The following is a 24,102-nucleotide window of genomic DNA, read 5'->3' as shown; positions in this document are numbered from 1 at the left end:
GGCTCGCGCGCGCGCCGAGAGGCGGTTAGCGCTCGCGCTAGCAGTTTGCCTGCCCGTGTCGCGCGAGGCGCGTCAGAGCGTGCGTTGCAGCCAGTCGGCGGTGAGGTCGATGACGCGCTGGGCGGCGCTGCTGTCGGGAGCGAAGACGTTGAAGATGTGGTCCGCCCCACCGATCAAGGCTGCCTCCGCCGGCTTGCCTGGCGCGATCTGCACCAGCTGCGCATCGCGCTGCGGTAGAAAGTCGGCGCTGCCGCGTATCGTCAGGAATGCGCCGGGATACGTCGCCAGCGACCGATCCAGATCTACACCACGGAAGCTCTCGTAAAACTCACGCCTGGTGGTGATGCTCTTCCAGCCCGGCACCACATCCGTCGCCACACCATCGCGTAACGCCTGTTGCGCCACCGGCGAAGACGTCATCTGCTTCCACTGATCGCCGCTTGGCGAAGACCACAACACCATGCTGCGAAACCATTGCGGATGACGCGCAGCAGTGACGATCGCCGTGGTGGCGCCAAGACTCCAGCCCAGCACCGCGCTGCGTGCAGGCTGCGCGCCCGGCTGCTTCAGCAGAAACGCATATGCCGCCTCGGTGTCCGCAATGCGCGTATCCAGCGTCGACGCGATATTGCTGCGCTGGCGATCACCCTCGCCACGGAAGTTCACACGCAGCGAAGCAATACCCATCTGCGCCAGCCGCGCCGACATGCGCTTGCTCAAATCGCCGGCGCCATTCATGTCGTCGGCAAAGCCGTGCAGGAACAGCACAGTGCGGCCGTCCCACGCACCGTCCGGCGTCACCCAGGCGCCATGGACATCCGGCGCGATGCGCACATTCTGTTCACCGGCTTGCGCCAGCATGGAAAGGGCGCTGATGGCCACGGCAACGAGCGCGCGCTTCATTGCTGTTCGGCGGCCACTTCGGCGCCGCTGAGGAAGCCGGCGATGGCCGGATTGACGATGTCGCCGTGCGTGATCGGTCCCATGTGCGCGGTGCGCAGCTTCGATGCGGTGGCGCTGGGCAGCGACACACCCAACTGCTCCACCAGTAGACGGGTAGAAGCAGGGCTGCGCTCCCCAGCCATCACCAGCGCCGGCATGGTCAACATGGACAAATCATCCAGGGTCGCCTGTTCGCCCAGCAGCGCCTGGAAGTCCAGCTTGACCTTGGCGATTTGCGCCACCATTTTTTCTTGCGCTGCGTGCGGCGCATCGTCGAAGGCGCCGGCGCGGTTCCAGTAATCGATGAAGATACGGGTGGCGTCACGGTCGCTGGCGCTGGATGTGATACGGCCCACCACATCCACGATTTCGGCTTTGGCCGGATGCGTTTCCGGCAGCAGATGGAACGCCACCGGCTCAAACAGCGTCAGCGACAGCACGCGTTGAGGCATGCGGCGCGCCATGTGCAGCGCGCAGGCGCCGCCAAAGGAATGGCCGATCAGGTGGAATGCCTCACCAGGCTCCAGTTCCGAGGCGATCGCCGCCACCACGGCATCCACTTCATGCGCCAAGGTATGGACGTAGTCGTCGCCCGCATCCGCCGGAAAGGGCGAAGCGCCGTAGCCTTGCAGGTCAACCGGAATGCAGCGGTAAGCGTCGGCCAGTTGCGCTTTCAGGGACGACCACTGGGACTTGGAACTCATGGAGCTATGCAGCAGGACGACGGCAGGTTTCATTGTTGGCAAATCATGAAAAAGCGAAGCGCAGATTATACCGGTTTGCCCCGCCGGCCTTGAAAAGCTGTCAACCTGCTACCATGTGTGGTCTATACCACGCCGCCGTTATTTTTTGACAGCGGAAAAGCAGGAAAAGAGTAGAGTAGAAGTCATGAATAATTCCAAAAAAGTGGCCGGCCTGGCGGGCATCGTCAGCGTACTGTGGATGGGACTTACCGCAGCCGTGGCGGCCAACCAGAAACGGTTGCTGTTCAATCCACTGGGGAGCCGGCGCGAGGTGCTGAAACCATACAGCACCGGCCATCGCACGCGCCCCATCGTCATCCGCTCCAAAGACGGCACGCGCCTGTCCGGCTGGCTGATGACGCCACGCATGGCCGGCACGCATCCGGGCGTTGTATATTTCGGTGGCCGCTCGGAAGAAGTTTCCTGGGTGGCGCGTGACGCCGGCAAGCTGTTTCCCGGCATGGCGGTGCTGGCGGTGAATTACCGCGGCTATGGCGATTCCCACGGCGACCCGGCGGAGGAACACTTCGTCGAAGACGGCCGCATGCTGTACGACTGGCTGAGCGAACGCCATCACGTCGACCCGAAACGCATCGCAGTGGTCGGCCGCAGCCTGGGTTCCGGCGTAGCGGTGCAAGTGGCGATGGAGCGTGATGCCAATTCCGTCGTGCTGATTACGCCTTACGACTCGATCCTGGCGCTGGCCAAACGCAAATTCAAGGCGCTGCCGATCGACTACGTGCTGCGGCATAAATTCGAATCGGTGAAGTACGCCGAGCAAATCAAGGCGCCGGCCTATGTGCTGCGTGCGGCGGTGGACGACATCGTGCCGCATTCGCACACCGATCTGCTGGTGCAGAAACTGGGCATGTTGCATGCGGACGAAATCATTCCTGATTCCGACCACATCAACATCCCCTACCTGGAGTCGACGCAGGAACGCATCGCCAGTTTCCTGTCCAGCCGTTTCAGTGCTTAGCACCCGCGAGCTGGTGGTGCAGACGGCGCAAGCCTAGCCACACGGCGCCGATCACCAGCGGCACGGCGATGCCGGTCATCAGGTCCGGATTCACCGGCACGCTGCCGGCCTTCATCGCCTTGCCGACGTAGCCCACCAATCCCAGCGTGTAGTAAGAGATGGCGGCGACCGACAGGCCTTCCACCGCCTGCTGCAAGCGCAATTGCTGCGCGGCGCGCGCATCCAGCGATTGCAGGATGCGGCGGTTCTGCTGCTCCTGTTCGATGCCTACCCGCGTGCGCAGCAAGTCATTGCTGCGGGCGATACGCTGCGCCAGCGTCTCCTGCCGCTGCGCCACCGATACGCAGGTATTCATCGCCGGCGCCAGGCGGCGGCCCATGAACTCCGCCAGCGTCGGCGTGCCTTCGATACGCACTTCGCGCAATTCCTGGATGCGCGACTGCACCAGGTTGAAATATGCCTGCGAGGCGGCAAAGCGGTAGCTGTTGTTGACCGAGATTTTCTCGACACGCGCGGCCAGGCCAGTGATCTGGTTCAGCAGGTCCTGGTCATCATTGCCTTCCTCCTTGACCAGTTTCGCGGTCAGCGCCGCCAGTTCGTTCTCGATGCTGTTCATGTCCGGCTGCGTGGCTTCGGCTTGCGGCAGGCCAAGCAAGGCCATCATGCGGTAGGTTTCGATTTCCAGCAGGCGGCCCACCAGGCGGCCGGACTGGAATTCGCGAAGGCGCTGGTCGCGCACCACGAAGCGGCTGAAGCCATCCGGCTGGATCAGGAAGTCGGTCCACACTTCGGCGTTGCCGCCGGCGCTGCTGCCAACCAGCGATTTGCCCTGGAACAGATCGCGTATGCCTTCGGCGAAGGAGGCGTCATCCGCATCGGCCTTGCATAGCAGGACGTGGGCGGCGACGATGATCTTGCCGTTCAAGCCGGCCAGCCATTCCTGCGGCACGTGCTGTAGCGGCATGCGGTCGAACGAGGCGCGGCAGTCCAGGCCAGGTTCGCCGCGTTCGACGAAGGTGTAGGTGGCGAACTCGGTATGGCATTCCCACTTCAGCCGAAAGCGGCCGAAGTCATGGAAGAAGTAGCGCGCTTGCGGATGCGGGGTCGCCACGCCGTAGTGCATGCACAGCTGCTCCAGTATCTGGTGCTGGCTGCTGCGATGGTTTTGGCGTGAGGGCTGGTCCTGTTGCAGGTACAGGGCGAAGTGGGTCAGGCTTTCCGGCGCCTGCAATTGCAGGAACGGGCGTGAATGGATCTCCGCAGACAGCGGAACCCGCATCGGGTGATTCAGCTTGGCGAAATCGGCGTTGGCGCGATAGGCGAGCGACATGAACTTCCTTAAAAACTAGGTGTGTGGTAGCGCGTTGGCGCAAGGGGAATCCTGCATGTGGCAGGCGAGATTGGCGAACGTGACGGCAGCGATTTCGCGCATCGCTTCTATTGTGAAGAAGCCCTGGTGCCCGGTCACCAGTACGTTCGGGAAGGTCATCAGGCGCTGAAACACGTCGTCAGCGATGATGTCGCTGGAGTGGTCCTGGAAGAAGAGGGTGCTTTCCTGCTCATAGACATCGATGGCGAGGGCGCCCAACTGGCCACTCTTCAGCGCATCGATGACGGCGGCGGTGTCGATCAAGCCGCCGCGCGAGGTGTTGACCAGCATGGCGCCGCGCTTCATGCCTGCCAGGCTGTCACTGTTGATCATGTGGCGCGTGGCGTCCATCAGCGGGCAATGCAGCGAGACGATGTCCGACTGCGCCAGCACGGCATCGAGGCTGGTGCGCTCGGCGACGCCGTTCAGTTGCGGCGTTGGCGCCGGATCGCTGACCAGTACCTTGCAGCCCAAGCCATGGAAGATGCGCGCGGCGCATGCGCCGATCTGGCCGGCGCCGACGATGCCGACGGTCTTGCCATGCAGCGTCATGCCCAGCAGTCCGTCCAGCGCGAAGTTGCCTTCGCGGACGCGCACATAGGCACGGTGCGTGCGGCGGTTCAGCGTCATCACCAGTGCCAGCGCATGTTCGGCGACGGCTTCCGGCGCGTAGGCGGGCACGCGCGCCATGAACAGGCCAAGCCGTGCGCCGGCGTGCAGGTCGACATTGTTGAAGCCGGCGCAGCGCAGCAGCACCGCGCGCACACCGGCAGCATGCAGCGCTTCCAGCACCGGCGCATCCAGGATATCGTTGACGAATACGCAGACGGCGGTGCAGCCTTGCGCCAGCGGCACGGTGTCCAGTTCCAGACGGTCGGAGAAATAGACGGCTTCCACGCCCGGTAGCGTGGCGCGCGCTTCGTCGAGGAAGCGGCGATCATAGGGCTGCGCGCTGTAGACGGCGATTTTCATAAGTCGGGCGCCCATAAAAGCAGGTCGGTAATGCCGATATCCACGCCCGCCTGCGTCAGCAGCGTGCTGGCCTGGCCGCGATGGTGGGTCTGGTGATTGAAGAAGTGCAGCAGCACGGCGCCAAACTGCTTGCGGTAGGTGTTGCCAAGCGTGGTGCGGTATTCAAAGATGTGCGCCAGGTCGGCTTCCGTCAATTGCGGCACGAAGGCGCTGATGATGGTGTCCAGCTGCTCGCGGTAGGCGCGCAGTACCGGCAGCTCATTGCCGAAAGAGTGCGTCAGGCCGCCCGGTTGTGGCAGCGCCTGCGTGGCTTGCAGCGCGGAGAAGCTGGCGGGATGCGTGCTGAATCGCTTGAGCCAGATGGTGTCGCCAGCCAGCAGGTGATTCAGCGTGCCGGCCAGTGAACCGAAAAACGCCTTGCGGTCGGCCGTCAGCTCTTCCGCCGGCAGCTGGGCTGCGGCGTTGTAGAGATTCTGGTTCATGTCGGCGTTGTACCGGGCCAGCAGGAGGAAGTGCTCAACCGCGCTCATTCGGCAATGCGTCCGGGCTGGATTTCAGGTAGATCTGGTTGTTCAGCTTTGCCAGCATTTGGTCGCGTTCAGCGTCGGACAGCAGTTCGCCGCCGTTGCGTTCCGGCTCCAGTGTGGTCAGCAGGTCGCGCGACATCGCCTTGCTGTATGGCGAGGTATGGTTTTCCTGCAGCTTGCCCAGCGTGTATTTCAGCACGCGGGTGGACTGGTTGGCCTGCATTTCCATCGATGCCTTGACCAGTGCTCCCTTGTCGTAGCCGATGCTGGTGCTGGCGCTGGCCGAGTCGTCGACGGTGACGTAGCGGTAGTTCTGCGAATTCGGCGACAACGTCAGCGCCAGGACCGCGTCCGCTTTCACCGGCGTGTGGTAGTTGGCCTTCAGGCGCGATTGCTGTTGTTGCGAGATGCCGCGATCCAGCTGGGAGGTACCGGTGATGCTGGTCTTTTGCGATACCTCGTAGGAGAAGGTGTCCTTCTCCGTCACGCGCGCCGGATTCGACGATACTTCGGTCTGCGAGAACGATGCGTTGAAATCGGCTAGGCCGGTGGTCAGCGCATGATCCTGTTTGGTCAGGAAGATGCTGCTTGGCGCTGCGGCCGGCGGCGTGCCGTAGTTGGCATTCATGCCGGTGAACGCGTCCTTGAACATCTTGATCATGGTGGCGTCGCCCTGGCCACGCATGCCCGCATCATCCACCTGTTGCAAATAGTTGGCGAGCGCCTTGGCCTGCTGCTCCTTGTTGCCCCAGCTTGCAGGCTGGCTCAGGTCCACGCCGATCTTGGCGCTGCCCGCCGGGCCGCTGAAGCTCACCGTGCGTTGCTTGCTGTCTGCGTGGAATTCCAGCCGCTGCGTTTCTTTCGGATTGACCTTGATTTCGCCTTTCAGGTCCACCGACGACAGCACGTTGGTGTCGAACTGTGTCAGGCCTTCAAGGTTCATGCGCGGTGGATCTTCGGTCAAGCCGTCGATCGAATTCTGGAAGGCCTCGGCCAGCTTGCCCAGCGCCTTGCGTTCCACCTCGCTCAATTCGCCGTCCGCCTTGGCTTCCACGGCGATGCTGTTGTTGCCGGCGTCCAGCTTCAATTCCACCTTCACGCCGCTGCGGGTGGTGATGGTCAGGCCGATCTGGTTATCGCCCATGCCGTGCTGCGACACCTGCGACGGTGATACCAGCATGTCGTAGGTATCGGCTTGCACGCCACCAGGCGCCTGCTGTACTGTCTGTGAAAAATCCTCGCCATCGTAGGCCACCTGTTTCAGCAGCTCGCTGCCCAGGCCTTTCAACCGGCCAGACAATGGCTCGTCGTTAAAATTTCGCGCCATCAGCATGGCTGACGTGCTGCGGGTGCGGTTTTCCCACACCAGTGCCTTTTGCGGCGTGGCGTCGTTGGCGCCAGTGCCGAGCGATACCAGGGTGGATGAGCCGTTGCCTGCGGTGCTGGTGGCGCCGGGAGTGGACGTGTAATGACCGCCAGCCGCCTGGGTAGTGGTGGTGGGGGTAGTCCGGTTCAGGGAGGTGATGGTTGTCATCACCCTATTATAGGCCGGTCGCGGCACGGGTCAACAAGCCGACCGCAGCCTGCTGTCCAAGCGACACCAGCGAACCCTGATCGTGATAGCGGAACGTCGCGTTCGCGCTGCCGCCGGCCAGCAGCGCGGCCAGGAACATCGCCTGCTGGTGTGCCACCTGTGCGCGCGGCGGCGCCTCGCCCTTGAGCGGGCAGATATAGCTGGCGCAATCGCCCAGCGCGTACACACGGCTGTCGCTGGTCGAGCGCAGGCTGGCGTCGACCAGGATCTTTTTCTGATGGTTGGCGCTCAATCCCAGGGTAGCGCACAACTGCGGCGCTTCGACGCCAGCCGCCCACAAGGTGAGGTGCGCGGGGTGTTGTTGGCCACAGGCGTCCGTCACCGCGCCAGCGCTGACGGCGGCCACACTGGTATTGGTATGCACGGCAACACCAAGCGAGCGCAGATGGCGTTCGGCGCGCTGCGCCTGCATGGCGTCCATCTGCGGCAGCAGGCGTTCGCCACGCTCCATGACCGTGATACGGATGTTTTGCAACAGCGCCAGTGCGCGCGTGCTGCCGCTGAGTTCCGCCGCCAGCTCGACGCCGGTGGCGCCGCCGCCCACGATCACCACATGCACCGGCGCCGCGCCAGCGTGGTGACAGGTAGCGAAGAAGCGGTGGCGAAAGACTTCCGCATCGGCCACGCTGTCCAGCGTCAGCGCATGTTCTGCGGCACCAGGCACGCCGTAGAAACTGGTGACGGAGCCCAGCGCCAGTACCAGCTTGTCGTAGGCCAGCACGCGGCAGGCGCCGTCGCTACCGTCTTGTGGCGACAAGGTGATGGTTTGCCGGGCGCGGTCCATGCACAGCATCTCGCCCTGGACGAATTCGAAATCATGCTCGGCCGCCTGGGCGCTGAATGACAGTTCATCGGCCTGCGGATCGCAACTGCCGGCGGCGACGGTGTGCAGCATCGGCTTCCAGAAGTGGCCTGGCCAGCGGTCGACCAGCACGACACGGGCGTGCCCCGACACGCCCACAGTGTCGCCGAGGCGGGTGGCGAGTTCGAGCCCGCCCGCACCGCCGCCAACAATGACGATGGTTTCCATGTTTGTCTCCCCGTTGTTGTGATTTATGCGGCGCGGTGCTGCTTTGGCGCAGGGCGTTGCTGGTCCGGCGTGTAGGGACTGGCCTGCAGCTCATGCAGGGCGTCGAAGGTGATGAACTGGCGTGGTCGCACGACGTCGTTGCCGTACGGCGCAACGGAAACGGTCCACAGGCCGGCATCGGCGGCAGCGCGCAGTGCCGGTACGGCGGTGTCGATGACGATCGCGTCCTGCGGTGCCACGCCCATGGCGTGCAAGGCGTGCGCGTACGGGCCGGTGCCAGCCGGGCCGTCAAAGCTGGCGCCGCCGGCAACCACGCTGAAGATGCTGTTGACGTCAATGCCGAAGTAGCGCTCCAGCAGCGCCGACGTGGCAGGCGCCGGCAGGTCGGTCAGGATGCAGACCTTGCAGCCGGCAGCAGTGGCGTCTTCAATCAGCGCCAGTGCGGCGGCCTGCGTCTGCGGCGGGCGCGTCAGAATGGCTTGATGGAACTGCTGATGCTTGTCTTCGAACAGTTGCGCCACGCGGTGCTTGTCGCGTGACAGTGGCGGCACCGCGACGGCGGAACCGATGGCGCGGGCGTAACCATGGGTGGCGGCGGCTGCGCGCAGCGCCGGCAAAGTCCAGCGGATCGACAGTTCGGCATTGGCAAACGCCGCGTTGCAGGCTGCCAGGTGCAGCGCCTCGGTGTCGAACAGTACGCCGTCCAGGCCCAGGAAGATCACGTCTATGCTCATGTCATTCTCGCTCAACGATGTCAGATAAGTATGAAATATAGAGGTAGAATGACTAAAAGAAAAATTAAAGATTTTGGATAATCAATAAGGATTACTTATGTATCACGCCAGTTTTCGCCAGTTGCAATCGCTGGTGCTGGTCGCGCGGCACGAGAGCATCTCGCGTGCGGCGGACGCCATGCACCTCACGCAGCCAGCGGTATCGCTGCAAATCCGCACGCTGGAGGACATCGCCGGCATCGCCCTGACGCGCAAGGTCGGACGCAATATACAGCTGACGGCGGCGGGCGAGGTGATGGCCGAATTCTCCGAGCGCATCCTGCGCCTGTGGGAACAGGCGACCGATGAACTGGCAGCGCTACAAGGCGTCACCTCCGGCACGCTGCGCATCGGTGCGGTGACCACGGCCGAGCACTTGCTGCCGCCATTGCTGGTGCCGTTCACGCTGGAACGGCCGGACGTGCGCCTCAAGCTCCAGGTGGGCAACCGCACAGAGATCATCAATATGCTGGCGCGGCACGAGATCGAGCTGGCCATCATGGGCACGCCGCCGCGCGAATTGCGCACCAACGCGGCCCGCTTCGCGCGCCATCCGATGGCCTTCGTGGCCAGCCCCAATCATCCGCTGATGAAGAAGAAAAAAATCACGCTCAACGATGTGATGGCGGCCAACCTGCTGGTGCGCGAACGCGGCTCGGGCACGCGCACGGCGGTGGAGAAACTGCTGCGCGAGGAGGGACACCCGGCGGAATTCGGCTCCGAAGTATCGAGCAACGAGGCAATCAAGCGCATGGTGTCGGCCGGGCTGGGTGTTGGCTTCCTGTCGGAGCACGCCTGCGCGCTGGAGTTCAAGGCCGGCCTGTTGGCCATCCTGCCGCTGAAGCACCAGGTGGAGGCGGACTGGCAGATCATGCACCTGACCGACCAGCCGATTCCCAAGGTGGCGGCGTCGTTCCAGGACTTCGTCATCGAGAACGGCCAGGACCTGGTGCGGCGCGAACTGGAAAGCTCGTACAGGTAAAACTACCTATACAGTGGTGGCAAGTGTTTGTATAAGTGTACTGGTCAATGCCAGTACACTTGACCGTACAATGCAAGCACACCTAACAAACGGATACCGCCATGTCACCCGAACTGCTGCTGTCACTGTGCGGCTTTGCCACCGTCAGCTCCATCACACCCGGCCCGAACAACACCATGATGCTGGCCTCAGGCCTGAATTACGGCTTCAAACGCTCGGTGCCGCATTTGCTGGGCATCTGCTGCGGTTTCGCCTTCATGATGTTTGCGACCGGGCTGGGACTGCACGCGGTGTTCGAGCGGGTGCCGATGCTGCAAACCATCCTCAAATACGGCGGCGCGCTCTACCTGCTATGGCTGGCGTGGAAGCTGGCGCACGCGGCGCCGATGAGCGGCGAGCAGGCCGCGCTGTCGAAGCCGATGGGCTTCTGGGGCGCGGCAGCCTTCCAGTGGATTAATCCCAAGGCATGGGTAATGATTCTGAGCGCGCTGACCACCTACCTGCCGCAAGGCTTCGAGGTGGCCGACGTGCTGGTGCCGGCCACCGTGTTCTGGGTGATCGGCATTTTCTGCGTCGGCTCGTGGGTGGTGTTCGGTGTAGCGATGCGCCGCGTGTTGCAGGACCCGCGCTCGGTGCGTATTTTCAATCTGGTGATGGCGCTGGCGCTGGTGGCTACCCTGTATCCGCTGCTGGCCTGATACCATAGCGTTTTACCGGATTTGAAGGAATGCCCATGTATCGTCGTATCGCGCTGGCGCTGAGCGCCTCGCTGCTGGCGCTGGCAGCCAGTGCCGCCACCTTGCCGTCCCACCTGATGCTGCCGGAACCGGAGCGCGCCGCGCGTGGCTATGTGGAGAGCTGGGTATTCAATATCGAGCTGACCGGGGATGAACTGAACGGCATGGAACCCTGCCGCAAGATCCTGGCCGAGCGTGGGTTTGCGCCGACGCTGTCGAAGACCGCCAACTCATCCTCGCCGGCGCTGCACTTCCGCATTGCCGGCCACAAGGCGTATGCGCAAGCCAGTACCGAAGCGGACGACACGCTGGCCGCGCTACAGCAGGCCAAGTGTTCCGGCACGCTGAGCTGGAACGTGTCCGGCAAGGTGGCGCGCCCTTGATTATTTGACGCGCGGCAGCCGCAAGGCGTGCAGCCGCGTGCGGATATCATCCAGGTCGGCCGACTGCGTGGATTGCTGCGCCACCAGATAGCCGCGCACAAACTGGATGGCGCCGGCTGATTGCGGATGCTGCTGCGCCAGTTCCTGCAGCAACTGGCCGGCCACCACCAGATCATTATGCTGGCCGAGTTCTTCCTGCACCGCCGCCAGCGTCTTCAGGTATGCGCGCGTTCCCTTGCTGCGATACAGTGCGTGGAAAAACTCCAGTGCATAACGGCCACGCTTGGCGGCGATGCGCGTGCGGTGCGCGCTGGCCGTATCATCTTCGCTCATGCGGTTGGCGCGCTTCAGCAGCGCTTTATGCAGCCGCTGCAAGGTCTCGCGCGAGAACTGCGCGGCGGAGCCATCCAGCAGCGCCGCCGTTTGCAGCGTCCACGATCCCAGCGTCAGCATCAGCCTGGTGTAGCGCTGCGACAGCACGGCTTGCGCCGCCTCGCGCCGTTTGGCGTGCGCGGTATCCAGCGCAAGCGCCTGTACTTCCATCATGCCGTTGCCGCCACCGGGCTGCGCCTCCACGTGCGACAGCGTGGACGACAGCAGCACATCCCAGTCGCGCGCCGCGCCCAGCTGTTCACCCAACCAGCTGACATCCTCCAGCAAGGCGGGCGGGCAGGGCGCCACCGGCGCGAACAGCTTGAGCGCCGAGCGCAAACGGCGCACGCCGACGCGCATCTGGTGCAGCGTTTCCGGATCGTGGCCTTCCACCACCGCCACTTCATTGCGCTGGATGTGCTCCAGGCAGTTGCCCAGCACGGCAGGCAGAGCGTCGGCCAGGCCGGCGTCGCTGTCCAGTTCAAGTGCGTGCGCGCGATAGGGGGCATGGCCGGTTTCACGCACCAGCATGTAGCCGCGCTGCGCCTTGTTGAGGTTGCTGATGCGCAGCGGAATATCGTCCAGCAGCTGTAGCGCAAACGCATACAGGCCGGCCGGATCGCCTTCCTTCAGCTCCAGTTCGATCTCGTTGACCGGCACCTGGCGGCCTTTGCGTTCGATATGGCCGACGTCGAGCGCCACTTCGATCAGATTGCCGGCGCTTTCCACTTGCCATAGATGGCGCTGCACATCGACCAGAAATAGTGGTTCCAGCCGCTGTTTCAGATCGTGGACATCCAGCATGGACAGCCATTGCTCATCATCACCGATCAGCTTGCGCAGCTTGCCGAGTTGCGGCCAGGATTGGTCGACCGGGCCTTCCCATTCGTTGCGGCTATGCAGGCCGCTTTGCACGCTGCCGCCGGCCTTCAGCGTCTGTATCCACGCGCCATCGACCTTGCGCACGCGCAGGCCGGCGCCGTGATGCAACAGGTGCAGGTCCGGTGTGTCGAAATAGCGCGCGGGCAGATGCTGTACCTGCGCGGGCTTGCCGAGCAGCGGATGTTGCAGCACCTGCTCGTTGTGTTCCGGCGCCAGTAAGAGTTTGAGTTCGACTTCCATCTCGTCAGTGTAAGGAAAAGCGCCTGGGCAAGGCGCACGTTTTCAGGCGCTGCGCGGCAAGGTTTGCAGGAGTTGCGCCCAGGCAGGTATGGCGGCACGCCAGAAGGCATCGATGGATTCCGCCTGGATATCCAGGCCGAGGAAGCGGGCGGCCGGCAGCATCGCCTCGCGTAACAGCAGTTGCGGATCGGCACCGGTGTCGAAGGCTTGCGCGCCGGTTTGCTTGGACATCTTGTCGCCTGCCTCGTTGACCACCACCGGCACGTGCAGATAGCTGGGCTGCGGCAGGCCCAGCACCTGTTGCAAGTACAACTGGCGTGGTGTCGAATCAAGCAGATCGGCGCCGCGCACGATGTCGGTGATGTGCTGCGCGCCATCGTCCACCACCACGGCCAGCTGATAGGCCCAGTAACCGTCGGCGCGGCGGATGATGAAGTCACCAACATCATCGGTCAGGTCCTGGCTGTATCGGCCGGCCCAGCGGTCGTCGAAGGACAGCACGCAATGCGGCTGCTGCGGCACTTTGACGCGCAAGGCGCGCTCGACCTTGCCCGGCGCCAGGCCGTGGCGGCAGGTGCCGGGATAGACCAGGTTCAGCAACTGGCGGCCGCTCAGCTTGACTTGCGAATCGGCGATCTCGCGGCGCGTGCAGCCGCAGGGATAGACCAGCTCGCCCAACTGCGCCAGCGCCTGCTGGTACAGATCGTAGCGCCGGGTTTGCCAGGTGATTTCGCCGTCCCACTGCATGCCGCAGCGCTGTAGGGAGGCAATGATGTGCTGGTCGGCGCCATCGACATTGCGGGCACCGTCGACATCCTCGATGCGCAGCAGCCACTGACCTTGGTGGGCCCGGGCGTCGAGATAACTGGCCATGGCGGCAACCAGCGAGCCGAAGTGCAGAGGGCCGGTGGGCGACGGGGCGAAGCGGCCGATGTAGGGAGTGCGTGCAGTCATGCCCGTCATTTTAACGCGGCGGGCCGCCGGCTGGCGGAGGGCGGCAGCAAATCGCATACAATGTGCGCGCGGCAAATCCGCACCGACCACTTACGAACGCCACAGGGACATCACAACAATGAAGACATCCTTCGCAGCATCGGCGCTGGCCATGAGCCTGGCGCTGGCATTTTCGGCCCATGCAGACGCCGGCAAGACCGCCGCAGTACAAGAAGCGCCGTTGCGTGCTCATCTCCAGTTCCTCTCCAGCGACCTGCTGGAAGGCCGCGGCACCGGCCAGCGCGGCGGCGACCTGACGGTTGCCTATCTCGAATCGCAAGCGATGGCGCTGGGCCTGAAGCCGGGCAATGGCGACAGCTTCCGCCAATCGGTGCAGATCGCCGGCGTGAAAACGCTGCCGGCCGACAGCACGCTGAAGCTGGAAGCGGGCGGCAAGCCGCTCGACATCGCCTTCGGCAAGGACTGGGTATTTGCGCCGGGCGACGCCACGGCAGCGCACAGCTTCAACGCCGAGCTGGTGTTTGTCGGCTACGGCATTACCGCGCCGGACGAGCAATGGAACGACTTCAAGGGTGTCGACCTGAAAGGCAAGATCCTGGTGATGATGGTCAACGACCCGCAGCCAACGGCCGAGCAGCCGACCCGCTTCAACGGCAAGGGCCTGACCTACTACGGCCGCTGGACCTATAAATTTGAAGAAGCGCAGCGCCAGGGTGCGGCTGGCGTGCTGCTGATCCACACCACGCCATCGGCCTCATATGGCTGGAGCGTGATCCAGAACAGCTGGTCGGGCGTCGAACGCTTCCAGCTGGCGGCCGGCACGCTGGGCACGCCGCTGCAAGGCTGGGTGACCGAAGACACGGCACGCGCGCTGTTCACGGCCGGTGGCCAGGACCTCGACGCATTGCGCGCAGCGGCCGAAAAGAAAGACTTCAAGCCAGTCGTATTGTCCGCCAAGCTGAACGGCGAGATGAAAGCAGCGGTGCGCAAGGTAGAGCAATTCAACGTGGCAGCCGTGGTGCCGGGCACCGATCCGAAGCTGAAAGACGAAGTGGTCATCTACAGCGCGCACTGGGACCACCTGGGCAAGCAGGGCGACAGCGGCGATACTATTTTCAACGGCGCAGTCGACAATGCCTCTGGCAGCGCCGCATTGCTGGCGATGGCGGCCGAAGCCAAGCGCGTGCCGGCCAAGCGCAGTCAGATGTTCCTGTGGGTCGCGGCAGAAGAGCAGGGGCTGCTGGGCAGCGGCGCCTATGCCTCGTCGCCGCTGTGGCCGATGGCCAAGACCGCCGCCAACCTCAACCTGGACAGCCTGAACTTCATCGGCGCCACGCGCGACATTGGCACGCAAGGCAGCGAGCGTACCGAGTTGGGCAAGCTGGCCGAAACGGCGGCGAAAGGGATGGGCATGCAGATCGCGCCGGCCAAGCCGGACCTGGCGGGCGGCTACTTCCGCAGCGACCACTTCAACTTCGCCAAGAACGGCGTACCGGCGTTCTCGATCAGTTCGGGCCGCGACTACATCAAGGACCTGGCGGGCGCCAAGGCCAAGTCTGAAGCCTACGGCAAGCGTTACCACCAGGCCAGCGACGAATATGATCCGGGCTGGGACCTGTCGGGCATGGTGCAGACGGCGCAATACACGCTCAACCTCGGCCGCCTGATCGCCAACGGCGCCAGGCTGCCCGAATGGAAAGCCGGCGACGCCTTCGCCGTCCCCCGCAACTAAACATCCGGGGTCAGTTCTGCCAAACGTACACGGGCTCAACAGCGTAGCTGTTGAGCCCGTGTACGTTTGGCAGAACTGACCCCGGATTTAGGGTTCGGTGGCGAAGACGCACAGGGCGATCAGGGGGAAGGCGAGTCCTGTCCACAGCACCCCGGTCCAGCCGTGGGCGGCAAACATCCAGCCACCCAGCGATGAACCGATGGCGCCGCCCATGAAGAATAGCGCCATGTACAGGCCATTCAGGCGGCTGCGGATTTCCGGCGGCAGGGCGAAGATCGCGCGCTGCCCCGTCACCAGGTTGGCGGAAACGCCCATGTCGAGAATAATCGAGGTCAGCACCAGCACGCCGAGATCCACCAGCCGCGTGCTGTGTATAAACAGCGGCATGGCAAACGCCAGCCCGCCCAGCGTCAACGCGATCAAGGTGGTCGAGCGGCTCTTGCCCTGGTCGGCGCGATGGCCGGCGATCGGCGAGGCAATCGCACCCGCTACGCCCACCAGCGCGAAGATCGCCACGCCGGTCTGGCTGATCTGGAAATACGGCCCGGTCAACTCCAGCGATACACAGGTCCAGAACAGGCTGAACGCGCCAAACATGCAGGCCTGGTAAGCCGCCCGGCGACGCAGCACCGGCGTGGTCTTCAGCAGATGCCACATCGATCCCAGCAGCGCGAAATAATGCATGCCGCCATGCGGCTGGCGCTGCGGCAGCTTGGCGCGCAGCAGCAGCGCCAGCGCCGCCGTGGTCAGCGCCGACAACACAAAGATCGCATGCCAGCCCAGCGTGTCCGCCACCAGGCTGGATACCGGGCGCGCCAGCATGATGCCCATCAGCAGCCCGCTCATCACTTTGCCGACCGTCTTGCCGCGCGTTTCTGGATGCGACAGGTGCGCCGCAAACGGCACCACGATCTGCGCCGCCACCGAGCCGAGGCCGATGCACAGCGAGGCAAACAGGAACAGCTTGGCGCTGCTGGTCACCGAGGCGGCCAGCAAGGCCAGCGCCGTCACCAGCAGCGCGATGACGATCAGCCGGCGATTCTCCAGCAAGTCGCCCAGCGGCACGATGAACAGCAGGCCGAGACAGTAGCCGATCTGCGTCAGTGTGACGATCAAGCCGGCCGCACCGGGATCGAGCCCGGTGGCCAGACTGATCGGCCCGATCAGGGTTTGCGCGTAATACAGGTTGGCGACAATCAGGCCGGTCGCAATCGCGAACAGCCAGACCATGCCTGGCGAGAGGTCTTGATGATCGTGCCGCACTGATTACAGCCCAGCTTGCGCGCGCGCCAGTGACTGCCGCACTTCAGCGGTGATTTCATACGAGCGCAAACGCTGTGCGTGCTCGAAGATCTGCGAGGTAATCATCAGTTCATCGGCGCCGGTGCGGGCGATGAAGTCCTGCAGTTGCTGGCTGACCGTGGCCGGCGAGCCGATCGCGGTGCAGGACAGCACCGAATCCAGCATCGCGCGTTCCGGCAGGCCCAGCGTGTCCAGATAGCCGGCCTTCGGCGGCGGCAGCTGCGATGGCCGGCCGGTGCGCAGGTTGACGAAAGCCTGCTGCATCGAGGTGGCGCGGAAGTGCGCCTCTTCATCGGTGTCGGCGGCAAACACATTGAAGCCGAGCATGACGTAAGGCTTGGCCAGTTGCGCGGATGGCTGGAAGTTGGCGCGGTACAGCGACAAGGCCTGCTGCATCATCTGCGGTGCAAAGTGCGAGGCGAAGGCGAACGGCAGGCCGAGGTGCGCGGCCAGCTGCGCGCCGAAGGTGCTGGAACCCAAAATCCACAGCGGCACCTTGGCGCCTATGCCGGGCACGGCCAGCACACGCTGACGCGGATTGTCGGACATATAGTCCTGCAATTCCAGCACGTCCTGCGGGAAGGCGTCGGCGTCGGTTTCCAGCGTGCGGCGCAGCGCGCGGGCCGTGGTCTGATCGGAGCCGGGCGCGCGGCCCAGGCCGAGGTCGATACGGCCGGGGAACAGCGCTTCCAGTGTGCCGAACTGTTCGGCGATCACCAGCGGCGAGTGGTTCGGCAGCATGATGCCGCCGGCGCCCACGCGGATGGTGCTGGTGCCGCCAGCCACATGGGCCATCACCACCGATGTGGCGGCGCTGGCGATGCCGGGCATGCCGTGGTGTTCAGCCAGCCAGTAGCGGTGGTAGCCCCAGCGTTCGCCGTGCTGCGCCAGGTCCAGCGTGTTGCGGAACGAAGCCGTGGGATTGCTGCCTTCTGCAATCGGGGAAAGGTCGAGTATCGAGAATGGAATCATGGGTGGTAATCTCTCTGTTCATCACAAGCCCATTGAAAGCGTATGGGTATAATTCTTTCAAAATGGATAGACAAGCATACACAGATTGGGCCAAGCGTGCAGGCCAGGCCCTGATTCCCATCCTCATCACGCTGACCTGCGCGGTGGCCGCCCCGGCGCCGCTGGTGGTGGCGGTCGATACCGGCACCGAGATGCCGATGGCCGGTTTTGTCGACGGCCAGTTGTCGGAGGGTTTCCACAAGGAGCTGGGCGAGGCGCTGGCAAGCAAGCTGGGGCGTGAAGCCAGCTTCCTGCTGCTGCCGCGCAAGCGCATCGCCATGGCGCTGGACGCCGGCCAGGCCGACCTGATCTGCCTGTACCTGCCACCGTGGTTGCCCGGCAATTTCCAGTGGACGCAGGGCTTTTTCCCGGTGGCCGAAGTGGTGGTGACCGATACCTCGGTGCCGCAGCCGCACACACTCCGCGATTTAAGCGGCCAGCAGATTGCCACGGTATTGGGATATTACTATCCGGAGTTTGACGCGGCGCTCGGCCAGGGTTTTAAGCGGGATGACGGCTATTCGTCGTCCGGTAATCTGCGTAAATTGGCGGCTGGCCGTTTGCATCATGTTATTACCCAGCAAAACACGCTTGATTATTATATTAAAGTTGGCGAGAAACTATCGTTATACCCGCCTTTGGTGGTAAAACATTACAAAGCCCAGTGCGCGGTCTCTCCCAAGGGGCATGTCAGCATTTTCGAGGTCAATAAGGCAATAGACCAGATCGTTAGGGACAGAAGTGTGAGCAAAATAATCAGTAATTATCAAAGTCGCCTTAGATAATGTTTTATTTTTCCGACGATTTTTAAATATAGTTTTTCTGTCGCGTGCACTTGATTTACCATTGGAAACAGTAAGGCGCTAGCCTTATTCTCCCTTTTATTCCAATGTAAATATTAATTCGATGGCACGCGCTATATTATTCGCATTGCTGCTGGCTTGCTACCAGACTGTATTCGCCGCCGGTCAGCTGTACCGTGTTACGCACGAAGGCAAGACCAGTTATCTGTACGGCACCATCCACGTTGGCCGCGACGGCGTGTATCCACTGGATGCGGTGGCGTCGCGCGCGCTGCTGGATTCAAATGCGCTGGTCATCGAGCTCGACATCCGCGAGGACAAGGCCTTCCAGCTGGCGCTGGCCCGCCATGCCCGCTATCCCGACGGCGACACGGTGCAAAACCACCTGACGCCCGCAACCTTGCAGAAAACCGTGCAGGCGCTGGCGCGCGCCGGTATTCCGCTGGCCTCGGTGCAGCACTACAAGCCGTGGCTGATCGCCAACCTGCTGGTCGGCGCGGAGCTGGACAAGCATGGCTACCAGCGCAGCCAGGCGGTGGAGTACGCGCTGCTGGCCGCCGCACAAAAGCAGGACAAAACAGTGCGTGAACTGGAAAGCGCGGATTATCAGCTGGGCCTGTTCGACAGCCTGACTGCACAGCAGCAGGAGCAATATCTGCTGGAAAACCTGGCCGACCTCGATGACGGCGATTCGCTGAAAAGATCGCAGGCGCTGATCGAAGCCTGGGGCGCCGCCGACAAGACCGGCATCCAGGCCGCGTGGCAGACGGCCACCAGCGGCGACAGCATCTCAGCCGGTTTCATGAACCGCGTGCTGCTGGGCAAGCGCAATCCGGAAATGGCCGCCAATATCGAGCGCATCATGCAGCAGGACCAGGTGGCGTTTGTCGGCGTCGGACTGCTGCACCTGGTCGGTGATGACGGCTTGCCGCAATTGCTGAAGCGGCGCGGCTACCAGGTCGAGCAACTGTACTGAGTGCTGTTGATGTACATCAATTGAAACATGCAAGCTGCACGCAATAATTGTCAGGTATCACTTTAAAGGATATCGAAATGTTGACACGCGTGACAGATGCCATTATCGAAGAGCTAATCGATGCCACCTGCGGCGACAGTCGCAGCCGGCATTTCTTCCTCCACGCACTGCACGGCCTGGTACGCGTGGCCAAGGCCGAGCAGCTGCAGGAAATGCGACTGGATGTTGAACTGGCAGCCGGCGAAATCAGTCGGCCGGCTGGCTGCGATAGCGATTCCAGAGCGCCCACATGAGGCCGGCGGTGGCCATCGCCGCATAGCAGTCGACCATCCAGTCCGACACCGCGCCGTGACGATACGGGAACAGGCTTTGTACACATTCGTCAATCGCACCCATGACGGCGATGGTCAGCACCGCCTTGCCGGCGCGCTGCGATGGCGTGCCGCTGCCGCCGGTAAAGATCAGGAAGGTCAGGCCGGCATAGGCCAGCGAGTGCAGGATGACGCCGGAGGCGACTTCGCCGATATCCTGGCGCGCACCGGGTATCGAGCCGATGATCAGGATCAGCAGGTACAGGGCGATGGCGGTCCAGTAGCGGAGACGGGCGTGGGAAGCGGTGAGGAGGATTTGCTTGAGCATGAGGCAGACAATACCATGCACTGCAAAAATTGGGGAGTGGTGCACCGGCGGACCGGTGCACCTTTCTTTAGTCATGCCTATCGGTTGCATGTACTTAAGATGTGACCAGTATAGGCAGCGTTTGTTACGCCGTCATGACACCGGACAAAAAAAAAGCCCGCTTACGTTAGCGGGCTTAAAACTATTTTCTTGGAGGAGAATAGTGGAGACAGGTGTAATTATGCTGCGTTGCCAGATATGTGTCTAATTGTTCTTTCAGATACCAGACATCAGGCAGGCGCATATCTCTATCATTTGACGGGGACGGTGTAGTTCAGCGCCAACCGGCCGCCGTCGACATACAGCGTCTGGCCGGTCATGTAGCTGGCGTCGTCGCTGGCCAGGAAGGCGGCGATCGAGGCCACTTCTTCCGGTTCGCCGCAGCGGCCCATCGGCGTGCGCGACAAGATGGTGTTGCGCGATTCCGGGCTGGACATCACCGCTTTCTTCGCCAGTTCGGTCAGGATGGTGCCGGGGCCGATGCCGTTGACGCGGATGCCATGTTCGACCAGGTTGAGCGACATTACCTTGGTCAGCTGGTTGATCGCGCCTTTCGATACGACGTACGGCACCTGGTTCGGAATCGCCAGCTCGGCGTTGACGCTGGACATATTGATGATCGAGCCGCTTTGCTGCCTGACCATCACGCGCGCCACCGCCTGGCCGCACAGGAACATCGACTTCAGGTTGATGCGCATGACGCGGTCGAAATCTTCCTCGCACACGTCGAGGAAGTTGGCGGCGTGGGTGACGCCGGCGTTATTGATCAGGATGTCGATGCGGCCGAACGCAGCAAGGGTGGCAGCCACCATCGCATCCACATCGGCCTTCTGGCTGACGTCGGCGGCGAAGAAGCGGGCGTGGTCGCCCAGCGCGGCAGCAGCTTCCGCGCCTTCCGGCTTGATGTCCACCAGCATGACCTTGGCGCCTTCGGCAATCATGCGCTGGGCGCAGGCCAGGCCGATGCCCTGGGTGGCGCCGGTGACGATGGCGACTTTATTGGTTAATTTCATGGGAATATGCCCTTGTGGTGGTGAGATGGCAAATTTTAACAGCCACCCCGGGGCGGGTTACAATAGAGGGTTTGCAATATTCATTCGGGAGCCGTCGTGACTTTTATCAACAAATTATCCGCCGCATGGACGGCCAACGACTCCCTGCTGTGCGTCGGCCTCGACCCAGACCTGGCCAAGCTGCCGATGCAGTTCCAGAACGATCCGCAAGGCATCTACCACTTCTGCCGCGAGATTATCGACGCGACCGCCGACCTGGCGTGCTCGTTCAAGCCGCAAATCGCCTACTTTGCCGCCTTGAGCGCCGAAGACCAGCTGCAACAGATCTGCGATTACGTGCGCGCGAACTACCCGCACATCCCGCTAATCCTGGACGCCAAGCGCGGCGACATCGGCGCCACCGCGCGCCAGTACGCGCGCGAAGCATATGACCGCTATGGCGCGGATGCGGTGACCGTCAACCCGTACATGGGCTTCGATTCGGTCGAGCCGTACATGGAATGGAGCGAGCGCGGCGTCATCATCCTGTGCCGCACCTCGAATGCGGGCGGCTCGGACCTGCAATTCCTGGACGTGGGCGGCAAGCCGCTGTACCAGCACGTGGCCCGTCTGGTCGCCGAAAAATGGAACGCCAACGGTCAGTGCGCGCTGGTGGTAGGCGCCACCTTCCCGGAAGAACTGGCGCAGGTGCGTGCGATTGTCGGCGACATGCCGCTGCTGGTGCCGGGCATCGGCGCGCAGGGCGGCGATATCGCCGCGACGGTCAAGTCCGGCCGCACGGCCAACGGTGCCGGCATGATGATCAACTCATCGCGCGCCATCCTGTACGCAGCACCACAGCCAGGCGAAGACTTCGCCTCCGCCGCCCGCCGCGTCGCCGAAGAAACCCGCGACGCCATCAACCAGCACCGCTAATACTCCGGGGTCAGTTCTGCCAAACGTACACGGGCTCAACTGCTGCGCAGTTGAGCCCGTGTACGTTTGGCAGAACTGACCCCGGTTTTTAGTTGGCGGGGGCGACCAGTTCGGCGTATTCGTAGAGGTCGCCGAGGATTTGTTCGCTGCGTTCGTCGGCGTGCTGCTGCAGTTCGTCGATCTGGGCGAAGTAGTCGTCGATGGTGCGGGCGCCAGCGGCGCCTTCGTAGAAGCGCGCGGCGCGGTGCTGTTCCCAGTGCTCCATTTCGGTCTCGGACAGCGTCTCCGGGAAGTTGCGGGCGCGGTAACGGAACAGCAGCTCGGCCAGGCGGCTGTCGCCAAACGCCGGTGAGGCCACCGCCAGACGGGCCGGCGATTCGCGCCGCAGCGTATCCAGCAAGCGTCGGTCGTCTTTGCTGATGAAGCCGTTGTACAAGTCCTCATCCACATCCAGCGCTTCGCCGCGCGGACGGTAAAACACTTCTTCCCACACCGCGCTCAGGTCGCGGCCGGCGGCGGCAATCGCGGCGTAGGCTTTGCCCTGCTCAATATCGATGCCCCACCTGGCGGCCATCGCCGGCGACAGCGTCTTCAGGTTGGACACCAGCATCGGCGACTTGTTCAGGTGGATACTCTTCACCGGCAGCCGCGTCATGCCTTCCGGCAGCGCGTCCGAGCGGCTGAAGATGCGGGTGCGGATGGTTGCCGCGTCCAAAGTGTACAACTCGCTTGGGTCGTAGGTGCAGTCCCAGACAATCACTTCGTTCTTGTTGGTCGGGTGCATGCCGATCGGGTAGACCAGCGCGATGCAGCCGCGCTCGGCCGGGAACATGCCCGACACGTGCAGGAAAGGCTGGCGCAGATTCACCGCCAGGTGCATGCCGACCTCGTCGGCCACACGGTCTTTCTTGTGCAGCGCGAAGCAGAAGTCAAACAGCTTGGGCTGCTGCTGGCGGATCAGCCGCGCCAGCGCAATCGTCGCGCGCACATCGGATAGCGCATCGTGCGCGGCCTCGTGCAGCAGACCGTTGGCCTTGGCCAGGTCTTCCAGCCTGAAGCTCGGCTTGCCATCTTCCTTCAGCGGCCACTGCATGCCTTCCGGGCGCAGCGCGTAAGTCATGCGCACCACGTCCAGCAGGTCCCAGCGGCCGCAGCCGTTTTGCCATTCGCGCGCATACGGGTCGATCAGGTTGCGCCAGAACATGAAGCGGGTGATTTCATCGTCGAAGCGGATGGTGTTGTAGCCGACGCCGATGGTGCCCGGCTGCGAGAATGCCTGCTCGATGGTGGCGGCAAACTGGTGCTCCGGCACGCCCCATTCCAGGCATTGCTGCGGCGTGATGCCGGTAATCAGGCAAGATTGTGGATCAGGCAAGAAATCATTGGCTGGCTTGCAATACAGCATGATCGGATCGCCGATTTCGTTCAGCTCGGCGTCGGTGCGGATCGCAGCGAATTGCGCCGGGCGGTCGCGACGGGGAACGGCGCCAAAGGTTTCGTAGTCGTGCCAGAGAAAGGTTTGATTGGTCATAGGTGCTACAGAAATTTAAAAAACTGCCGATAATTCTAGCGTGTTCATTGAGGAGCAACATCATGGCTACTCCTGTATCGCTTACTTCAAGCAATAGTACTGGCGCCGCGTCGCAGGTTCAGTCCAGGGACGAGAAGCAAATGTCGGTGACTGCCAAGGCGAAAGCTGAGCTGAATGCCTCTATCGTACAGGCTTCCTTGTCGGTATCGATCAGTTCTTCGAATGAACCGATGTCGGTGGTGCTGAAAACGGCGCTGACCGGCATCAACGAGGCACTCAAGGACGATTTCGGCGACAACGCCATTCAAAACGCCACGTCGCAGGATAATACCCCGGAAGGCACCGCCGGCCGCATTGTATCGTTGTCGACCGCATTTTTCGACGCCTACAAGCAGCAACACCCTGGCGAAGATGAGGGCGAACTGCTGAACAAGTTCATGGATACCATCCAGGGCGGCGTCGAGAAAGGCTTCAAGGAGGCGCGCGACGTGCTTGACGGCCTGCGCGTGCTGAACGGCGATATCGCCAGCAATGTCGATAAAACCTATGAACTGGTGCAAAAGGGCTTTGATGATTTCGTCGCCGCCCAGCAGGCCCGCATCAATGACGCCAAGAACACCACGCCAGCGGCCGGCAAGACGGCGGACAAAGCTGCCGCCTGA

The 24,102-nt window shown here is 62.9% G+C and carries 24 protein-coding genes; 9 read left to right on the top strand and 15 right to left on the bottom strand.

Features of this window, described 5'->3' with window-relative positions; genetic code table 11:
* Positions 1 to 72: 72 nt before the first annotated feature.
* Entirely contained in the window at positions 73 to 903 is an 831-nt protein-coding gene (locus BLS51_RS22065) for an alpha/beta hydrolase family protein (RefSeq protein ID WP_090189706.1), read from the bottom strand.
* The gene (locus tag BLS51_RS22060; RefSeq protein ID WP_090189708.1) at positions 900 to 1,679 is read right to left on the bottom strand and encodes an alpha/beta fold hydrolase; all 780 of its coding nucleotides are present in this window, start codon (positions 1,677 to 1,679) and stop codon (positions 900 to 902) included. The genes BLS51_RS22065 and BLS51_RS22060 overlap by 4 nt, the downstream gene beginning before the upstream one ends.
* A 151-nt stretch (positions 1,680 to 1,830) precedes the next feature.
* On the opposite strand from BLS51_RS22060, the gene BLS51_RS22055 reads away from it, so the two are divergent.
* Positions 1,831 to 2,664, top strand: a complete 834-nt coding sequence (locus BLS51_RS22055; RefSeq protein ID WP_090189710.1) for an alpha/beta hydrolase — start codon at positions 1,831 to 1,833, stop codon at positions 2,662 to 2,664.
* Here BLS51_RS22055 and BLS51_RS22050 read toward each other — a convergent pair.
* Genes BLS51_RS22050 through BLS51_RS22025 form a run of 6 tightly spaced genes read right to left on the bottom strand, consistent with a single transcriptional unit; the run spans position 2,654 to position 8,890 of the window.
* Positions 2,654 to 3,994, bottom strand: a complete 1,341-nt coding sequence (locus BLS51_RS22050; protein ID WP_090189712.1) for a DUF3422 family protein — start codon at positions 3,992 to 3,994, stop codon at positions 2,654 to 2,656. The genes BLS51_RS22055 and BLS51_RS22050 overlap by 11 nt on opposite strands.
* Positions 3,995 to 4,009: 15 nt before the next feature.
* Complete coding sequence (locus BLS51_RS22045) at positions 4,010 to 5,005, bottom strand: 2-hydroxyacid dehydrogenase (RefSeq protein WP_090189714.1); 996 nt, start codon at positions 5,003 to 5,005, stop codon at positions 4,010 to 4,012.
* Positions 5,002 to 5,535, bottom strand: a complete 534-nt coding sequence (locus BLS51_RS22040; RefSeq protein WP_090189716.1) for a DinB family protein — start codon at positions 5,533 to 5,535, stop codon at positions 5,002 to 5,004. Before BLS51_RS22040 ends, BLS51_RS22045 begins: the two co-directional genes overlap by 4 nt.
* Positions 5,522 to 7,066, bottom strand: coding sequence for a hypothetical protein (locus tag BLS51_RS22035; RefSeq protein ID WP_090189718.1), 1,545 nt, complete (start codon positions 7,064 to 7,066; stop codon positions 5,522 to 5,524). Before BLS51_RS22035 ends, BLS51_RS22040 begins: the two co-directional genes overlap by 14 nt.
* A 7-nt stretch (positions 7,067 to 7,073) precedes the next feature.
* A complete protein-coding gene (locus BLS51_RS22030; RefSeq protein ID WP_090189720.1) occupies positions 7,074 to 8,156 on the bottom strand; it encodes an NAD(P)/FAD-dependent oxidoreductase in 1,083 nt (360 codons plus the stop codon).
* Positions 8,157 to 8,179: 23 nt separating this feature from the next.
* Positions 8,180 to 8,890, bottom strand: coding sequence for an HAD family hydrolase (locus BLS51_RS22025; RefSeq protein WP_090189722.1), 711 nt, complete (start codon positions 8,888 to 8,890; stop codon positions 8,180 to 8,182).
* A gap of 97 nt (positions 8,891 to 8,987) precedes the next feature.
* Between BLS51_RS22025 and BLS51_RS22020 the strand changes: the two genes are divergently transcribed.
* The 3 genes from BLS51_RS22020 to BLS51_RS22010 all read left to right on the top strand — a co-directional run bounded on the left by BLS51_RS22020 (position 8,988) and on the right by BLS51_RS22010 (position 11,031).
* Entirely contained in the window at positions 8,988 to 9,911 is a 924-nt protein-coding gene (locus BLS51_RS22020) for a LysR family transcriptional regulator (RefSeq protein WP_090189724.1), read from the top strand.
* Between the two features lie 101 nt (positions 9,912 to 10,012).
* Positions 10,013 to 10,609, top strand: coding sequence for a LysE family translocator (locus BLS51_RS22015; protein ID WP_090189726.1), 597 nt, complete (start codon positions 10,013 to 10,015; stop codon positions 10,607 to 10,609).
* Between the two features lie 35 nt (positions 10,610 to 10,644).
* Positions 10,645 to 11,031, top strand: a complete 387-nt coding sequence (locus BLS51_RS22010; RefSeq protein WP_090189727.1) for a hypothetical protein — start codon at positions 10,645 to 10,647, stop codon at positions 11,029 to 11,031.
* On the opposite strand, the gene BLS51_RS22005 is transcribed toward BLS51_RS22010, so the two are convergent.
* Both BLS51_RS22005 and gluQRS read right to left on the bottom strand, forming a co-directional pair.
* Positions 11,032 to 12,525: a CYTH and CHAD domain-containing protein gene (locus tag BLS51_RS22005; protein ID WP_090189729.1), complete on the bottom strand. Its 1,494-nt coding sequence runs from the start codon at positions 12,523 to 12,525 to the stop codon at positions 11,032 to 11,034.
* A 42-nt stretch (positions 12,526 to 12,567) separates the two neighbouring features.
* Entirely contained in the window at positions 12,568 to 13,479 is a 912-nt protein-coding gene (gene gluQRS, locus BLS51_RS22000) for a tRNA glutamyl-Q(34) synthetase GluQRS (RefSeq protein ID WP_090189866.1), read from the bottom strand.
* Positions 13,480 to 13,597: 118 nt separating this feature from the next.
* On the opposite strand from gluQRS, the gene BLS51_RS21995 reads away from it, so the two are divergent.
* Positions 13,598 to 15,211 carry a M28 family peptidase gene (locus tag BLS51_RS21995; RefSeq protein WP_090189731.1) on the top strand — a complete coding sequence of 538 codons (1,614 nt, stop codon included), beginning with the start codon at positions 13,598 to 13,600 and terminating at the stop codon, positions 15,209 to 15,211.
* Positions 15,212 to 15,298: 87 nt separating this feature from the next.
* Here the strand turns inward: BLS51_RS21995 and BLS51_RS21990 are convergent, their stop codons facing one another.
* On the bottom strand, positions 15,299 to 16,441 hold the full coding sequence (locus BLS51_RS21990; RefSeq protein ID WP_090189733.1) for an MFS transporter: 1,143 nt from the start codon (positions 16,439 to 16,441) through the stop codon (positions 15,299 to 15,301).
* 36 nt (positions 16,442 to 16,477) lie between these two features.
* A complete protein-coding gene (locus tag BLS51_RS21985) occupies positions 16,478 to 17,485 on the bottom strand; it encodes an LLM class flavin-dependent oxidoreductase (RefSeq protein ID WP_090189735.1) in 1,008 nt (335 codons plus the stop codon).
* Positions 17,486 to 17,487: 2 nt separating this feature from the next.
* Between BLS51_RS21985 and BLS51_RS21980 the strand changes: the two genes are divergently transcribed.
* Both BLS51_RS21980 and BLS51_RS21975 read left to right on the top strand, forming a co-directional pair.
* Positions 17,488 to 18,309, top strand: coding sequence for a substrate-binding periplasmic protein (locus BLS51_RS21980; RefSeq protein ID WP_175472655.1), 822 nt, complete (start codon positions 17,488 to 17,490; stop codon positions 18,307 to 18,309).
* 121 nt (positions 18,310 to 18,430) lie between these two features.
* Positions 18,431 to 19,303, top strand: a complete 873-nt coding sequence (locus BLS51_RS21975; protein WP_090189737.1) for a TraB/GumN family protein — start codon at positions 18,431 to 18,433, stop codon at positions 19,301 to 19,303.
* Between the two features lie 246 nt (positions 19,304 to 19,549).
* On the opposite strand, the gene BLS51_RS21970 is transcribed toward BLS51_RS21975, so the two are convergent.
* Both BLS51_RS21970 and BLS51_RS21965 read right to left on the bottom strand, forming a co-directional pair.
* A complete protein-coding gene (locus BLS51_RS21970) occupies positions 19,550 to 19,942 on the bottom strand; it encodes a VanZ family protein (RefSeq protein ID WP_090189741.1) in 393 nt (130 codons plus the stop codon).
* 290 nt (positions 19,943 to 20,232) lie between these two features.
* A complete protein-coding gene (locus BLS51_RS21965) occupies positions 20,233 to 20,994 on the bottom strand; it encodes an SDR family NAD(P)-dependent oxidoreductase (protein ID WP_090189743.1) in 762 nt (253 codons plus the stop codon).
* A 96-nt stretch (positions 20,995 to 21,090) separates the two neighbouring features.
* Between BLS51_RS21965 and pyrF the strand changes: the two genes are divergently transcribed.
* Entirely contained in the window at positions 21,091 to 21,909 is an 819-nt protein-coding gene (gene pyrF, locus BLS51_RS21960; RefSeq protein ID WP_090189745.1) for an orotidine-5'-phosphate decarboxylase, read from the top strand.
* 88 nt (positions 21,910 to 21,997) lie between these two features.
* On the opposite strand, the gene sbcB is transcribed toward pyrF, so the two are convergent.
* On the bottom strand, positions 21,998 to 23,440 hold the full coding sequence (gene sbcB / locus BLS51_RS21955; RefSeq protein WP_090189748.1) for an exodeoxyribonuclease I: 1,443 nt from the start codon (positions 23,438 to 23,440) through the stop codon (positions 21,998 to 22,000).
* Between the two features lie 62 nt (positions 23,441 to 23,502).
* Here sbcB and BLS51_RS21950 point away from each other — a divergent pair, with 62 nt between their 5' ends.
* Positions 23,503 to 24,102: a DUF5610 domain-containing protein gene (locus tag BLS51_RS21950; protein ID WP_175472654.1), complete on the top strand. Its 600-nt coding sequence runs from the start codon at positions 23,503 to 23,505 to the stop codon at positions 24,100 to 24,102.

Source organism: Duganella sp. OV510 (genome assembly GCF_900100205.1).
Taxonomy (GTDB): domain Bacteria; phylum Pseudomonadota; class Gammaproteobacteria; order Burkholderiales; family Burkholderiaceae_D; genus Rugamonas.
The sequence above is the reverse complement of the archived record's forward strand: the minus strand, read 5'-3'. Positions and strand labels throughout refer to the sequence as shown.

Bases quoted from the DNA above. Each gene is read 5' to 3' on its own strand.
- BLS51_RS22010 (WP_090189727.1), top strand. From the start codon at position 10,645: ATGTATCGTCGTATCGCGCTGGCGCTGAGCGCCTCGCTGCTGGCGCTG.
- gluQRS (WP_090189866.1), bottom strand. From the start codon at position 13,479: ATGACTGCACGCACTCCCTACATCGGCCGCTTCGCCCCGTCGCCCACC.
- BLS51_RS22005 (WP_090189729.1), bottom strand. From the start codon at position 12,525: ATGGAAGTCGAACTCAAACTCTTACTGGCGCCGGAACACAACGAGCAG.
- BLS51_RS21990 (WP_090189733.1), bottom strand. From the start codon at position 16,441: ATGGTCTGGCTGTTCGCGATTGCGACCGGCCTGATTGTCGCCAACCTG.
- sbcB (WP_090189748.1), bottom strand. From the start codon at position 23,440: ATGACCAATCAAACCTTTCTCTGGCACGACTACGAAACCTTTGGCGCC.
- BLS51_RS22065 (WP_090189706.1), bottom strand. From the start codon at position 903: ATGAAGCGCGCGCTCGTTGCCGTGGCCATCAGCGCCCTTTCCATGCTG.
- BLS51_RS22015 (WP_090189726.1), top strand. From the start codon at position 10,013: ATGTCACCCGAACTGCTGCTGTCACTGTGCGGCTTTGCCACCGTCAGC.
- BLS51_RS22050 (WP_090189712.1), bottom strand. From the start codon at position 3,994: ATGTCGCTCGCCTATCGCGCCAACGCCGATTTCGCCAAGCTGAATCAC.
- BLS51_RS22025 (WP_090189722.1), bottom strand. From the start codon at position 8,890: ATGAGCATAGACGTGATCTTCCTGGGCCTGGACGGCGTACTGTTCGAC.
- BLS51_RS21950 (WP_175472654.1), top strand. From the start codon at position 23,503: ATGGCTACTCCTGTATCGCTTACTTCAAGCAATAGTACTGGCGCCGCG.
- BLS51_RS22035 (WP_090189718.1), bottom strand. From the start codon at position 7,066: ATGACAACCATCACCTCCCTGAACCGGACTACCCCCACCACCACTACC.
- BLS51_RS21975 (WP_090189737.1), top strand. From the start codon at position 18,431: ATGGCACGCGCTATATTATTCGCATTGCTGCTGGCTTGCTACCAGACT.
- BLS51_RS22030 (WP_090189720.1), bottom strand. From the start codon at position 8,156: ATGGAAACCATCGTCATTGTTGGCGGCGGTGCGGGCGGGCTCGAACTC.
- BLS51_RS21985 (WP_090189735.1), bottom strand. From the start codon at position 17,485: ATGATTCCATTCTCGATACTCGACCTTTCCCCGATTGCAGAAGGCAGC.
- BLS51_RS22045 (WP_090189714.1), bottom strand. From the start codon at position 5,005: ATGAAAATCGCCGTCTACAGCGCGCAGCCCTATGATCGCCGCTTCCTC.
- BLS51_RS21970 (WP_090189741.1), bottom strand. From the start codon at position 19,942: ATGCTCAAGCAAATCCTCCTCACCGCTTCCCACGCCCGTCTCCGCTAC.
- BLS51_RS22040 (WP_090189716.1), bottom strand. From the start codon at position 5,535: ATGAGCGCGGTTGAGCACTTCCTCCTGCTGGCCCGGTACAACGCCGAC.
- BLS51_RS21965 (WP_090189743.1), bottom strand. From the start codon at position 20,994: ATGAAATTAACCAATAAAGTCGCCATCGTCACCGGCGCCACCCAGGGC.
- BLS51_RS22020 (WP_090189724.1), top strand. From the start codon at position 8,988: ATGTATCACGCCAGTTTTCGCCAGTTGCAATCGCTGGTGCTGGTCGCG.
- BLS51_RS22060 (WP_090189708.1), bottom strand. From the start codon at position 1,679: ATGAAACCTGCCGTCGTCCTGCTGCATAGCTCCATGAGTTCCAAGTCC.
- BLS51_RS21995 (WP_090189731.1), top strand. From the start codon at position 13,598: ATGAAGACATCCTTCGCAGCATCGGCGCTGGCCATGAGCCTGGCGCTG.
- BLS51_RS22055 (WP_090189710.1), top strand. From the start codon at position 1,831: ATGAATAATTCCAAAAAAGTGGCCGGCCTGGCGGGCATCGTCAGCGTA.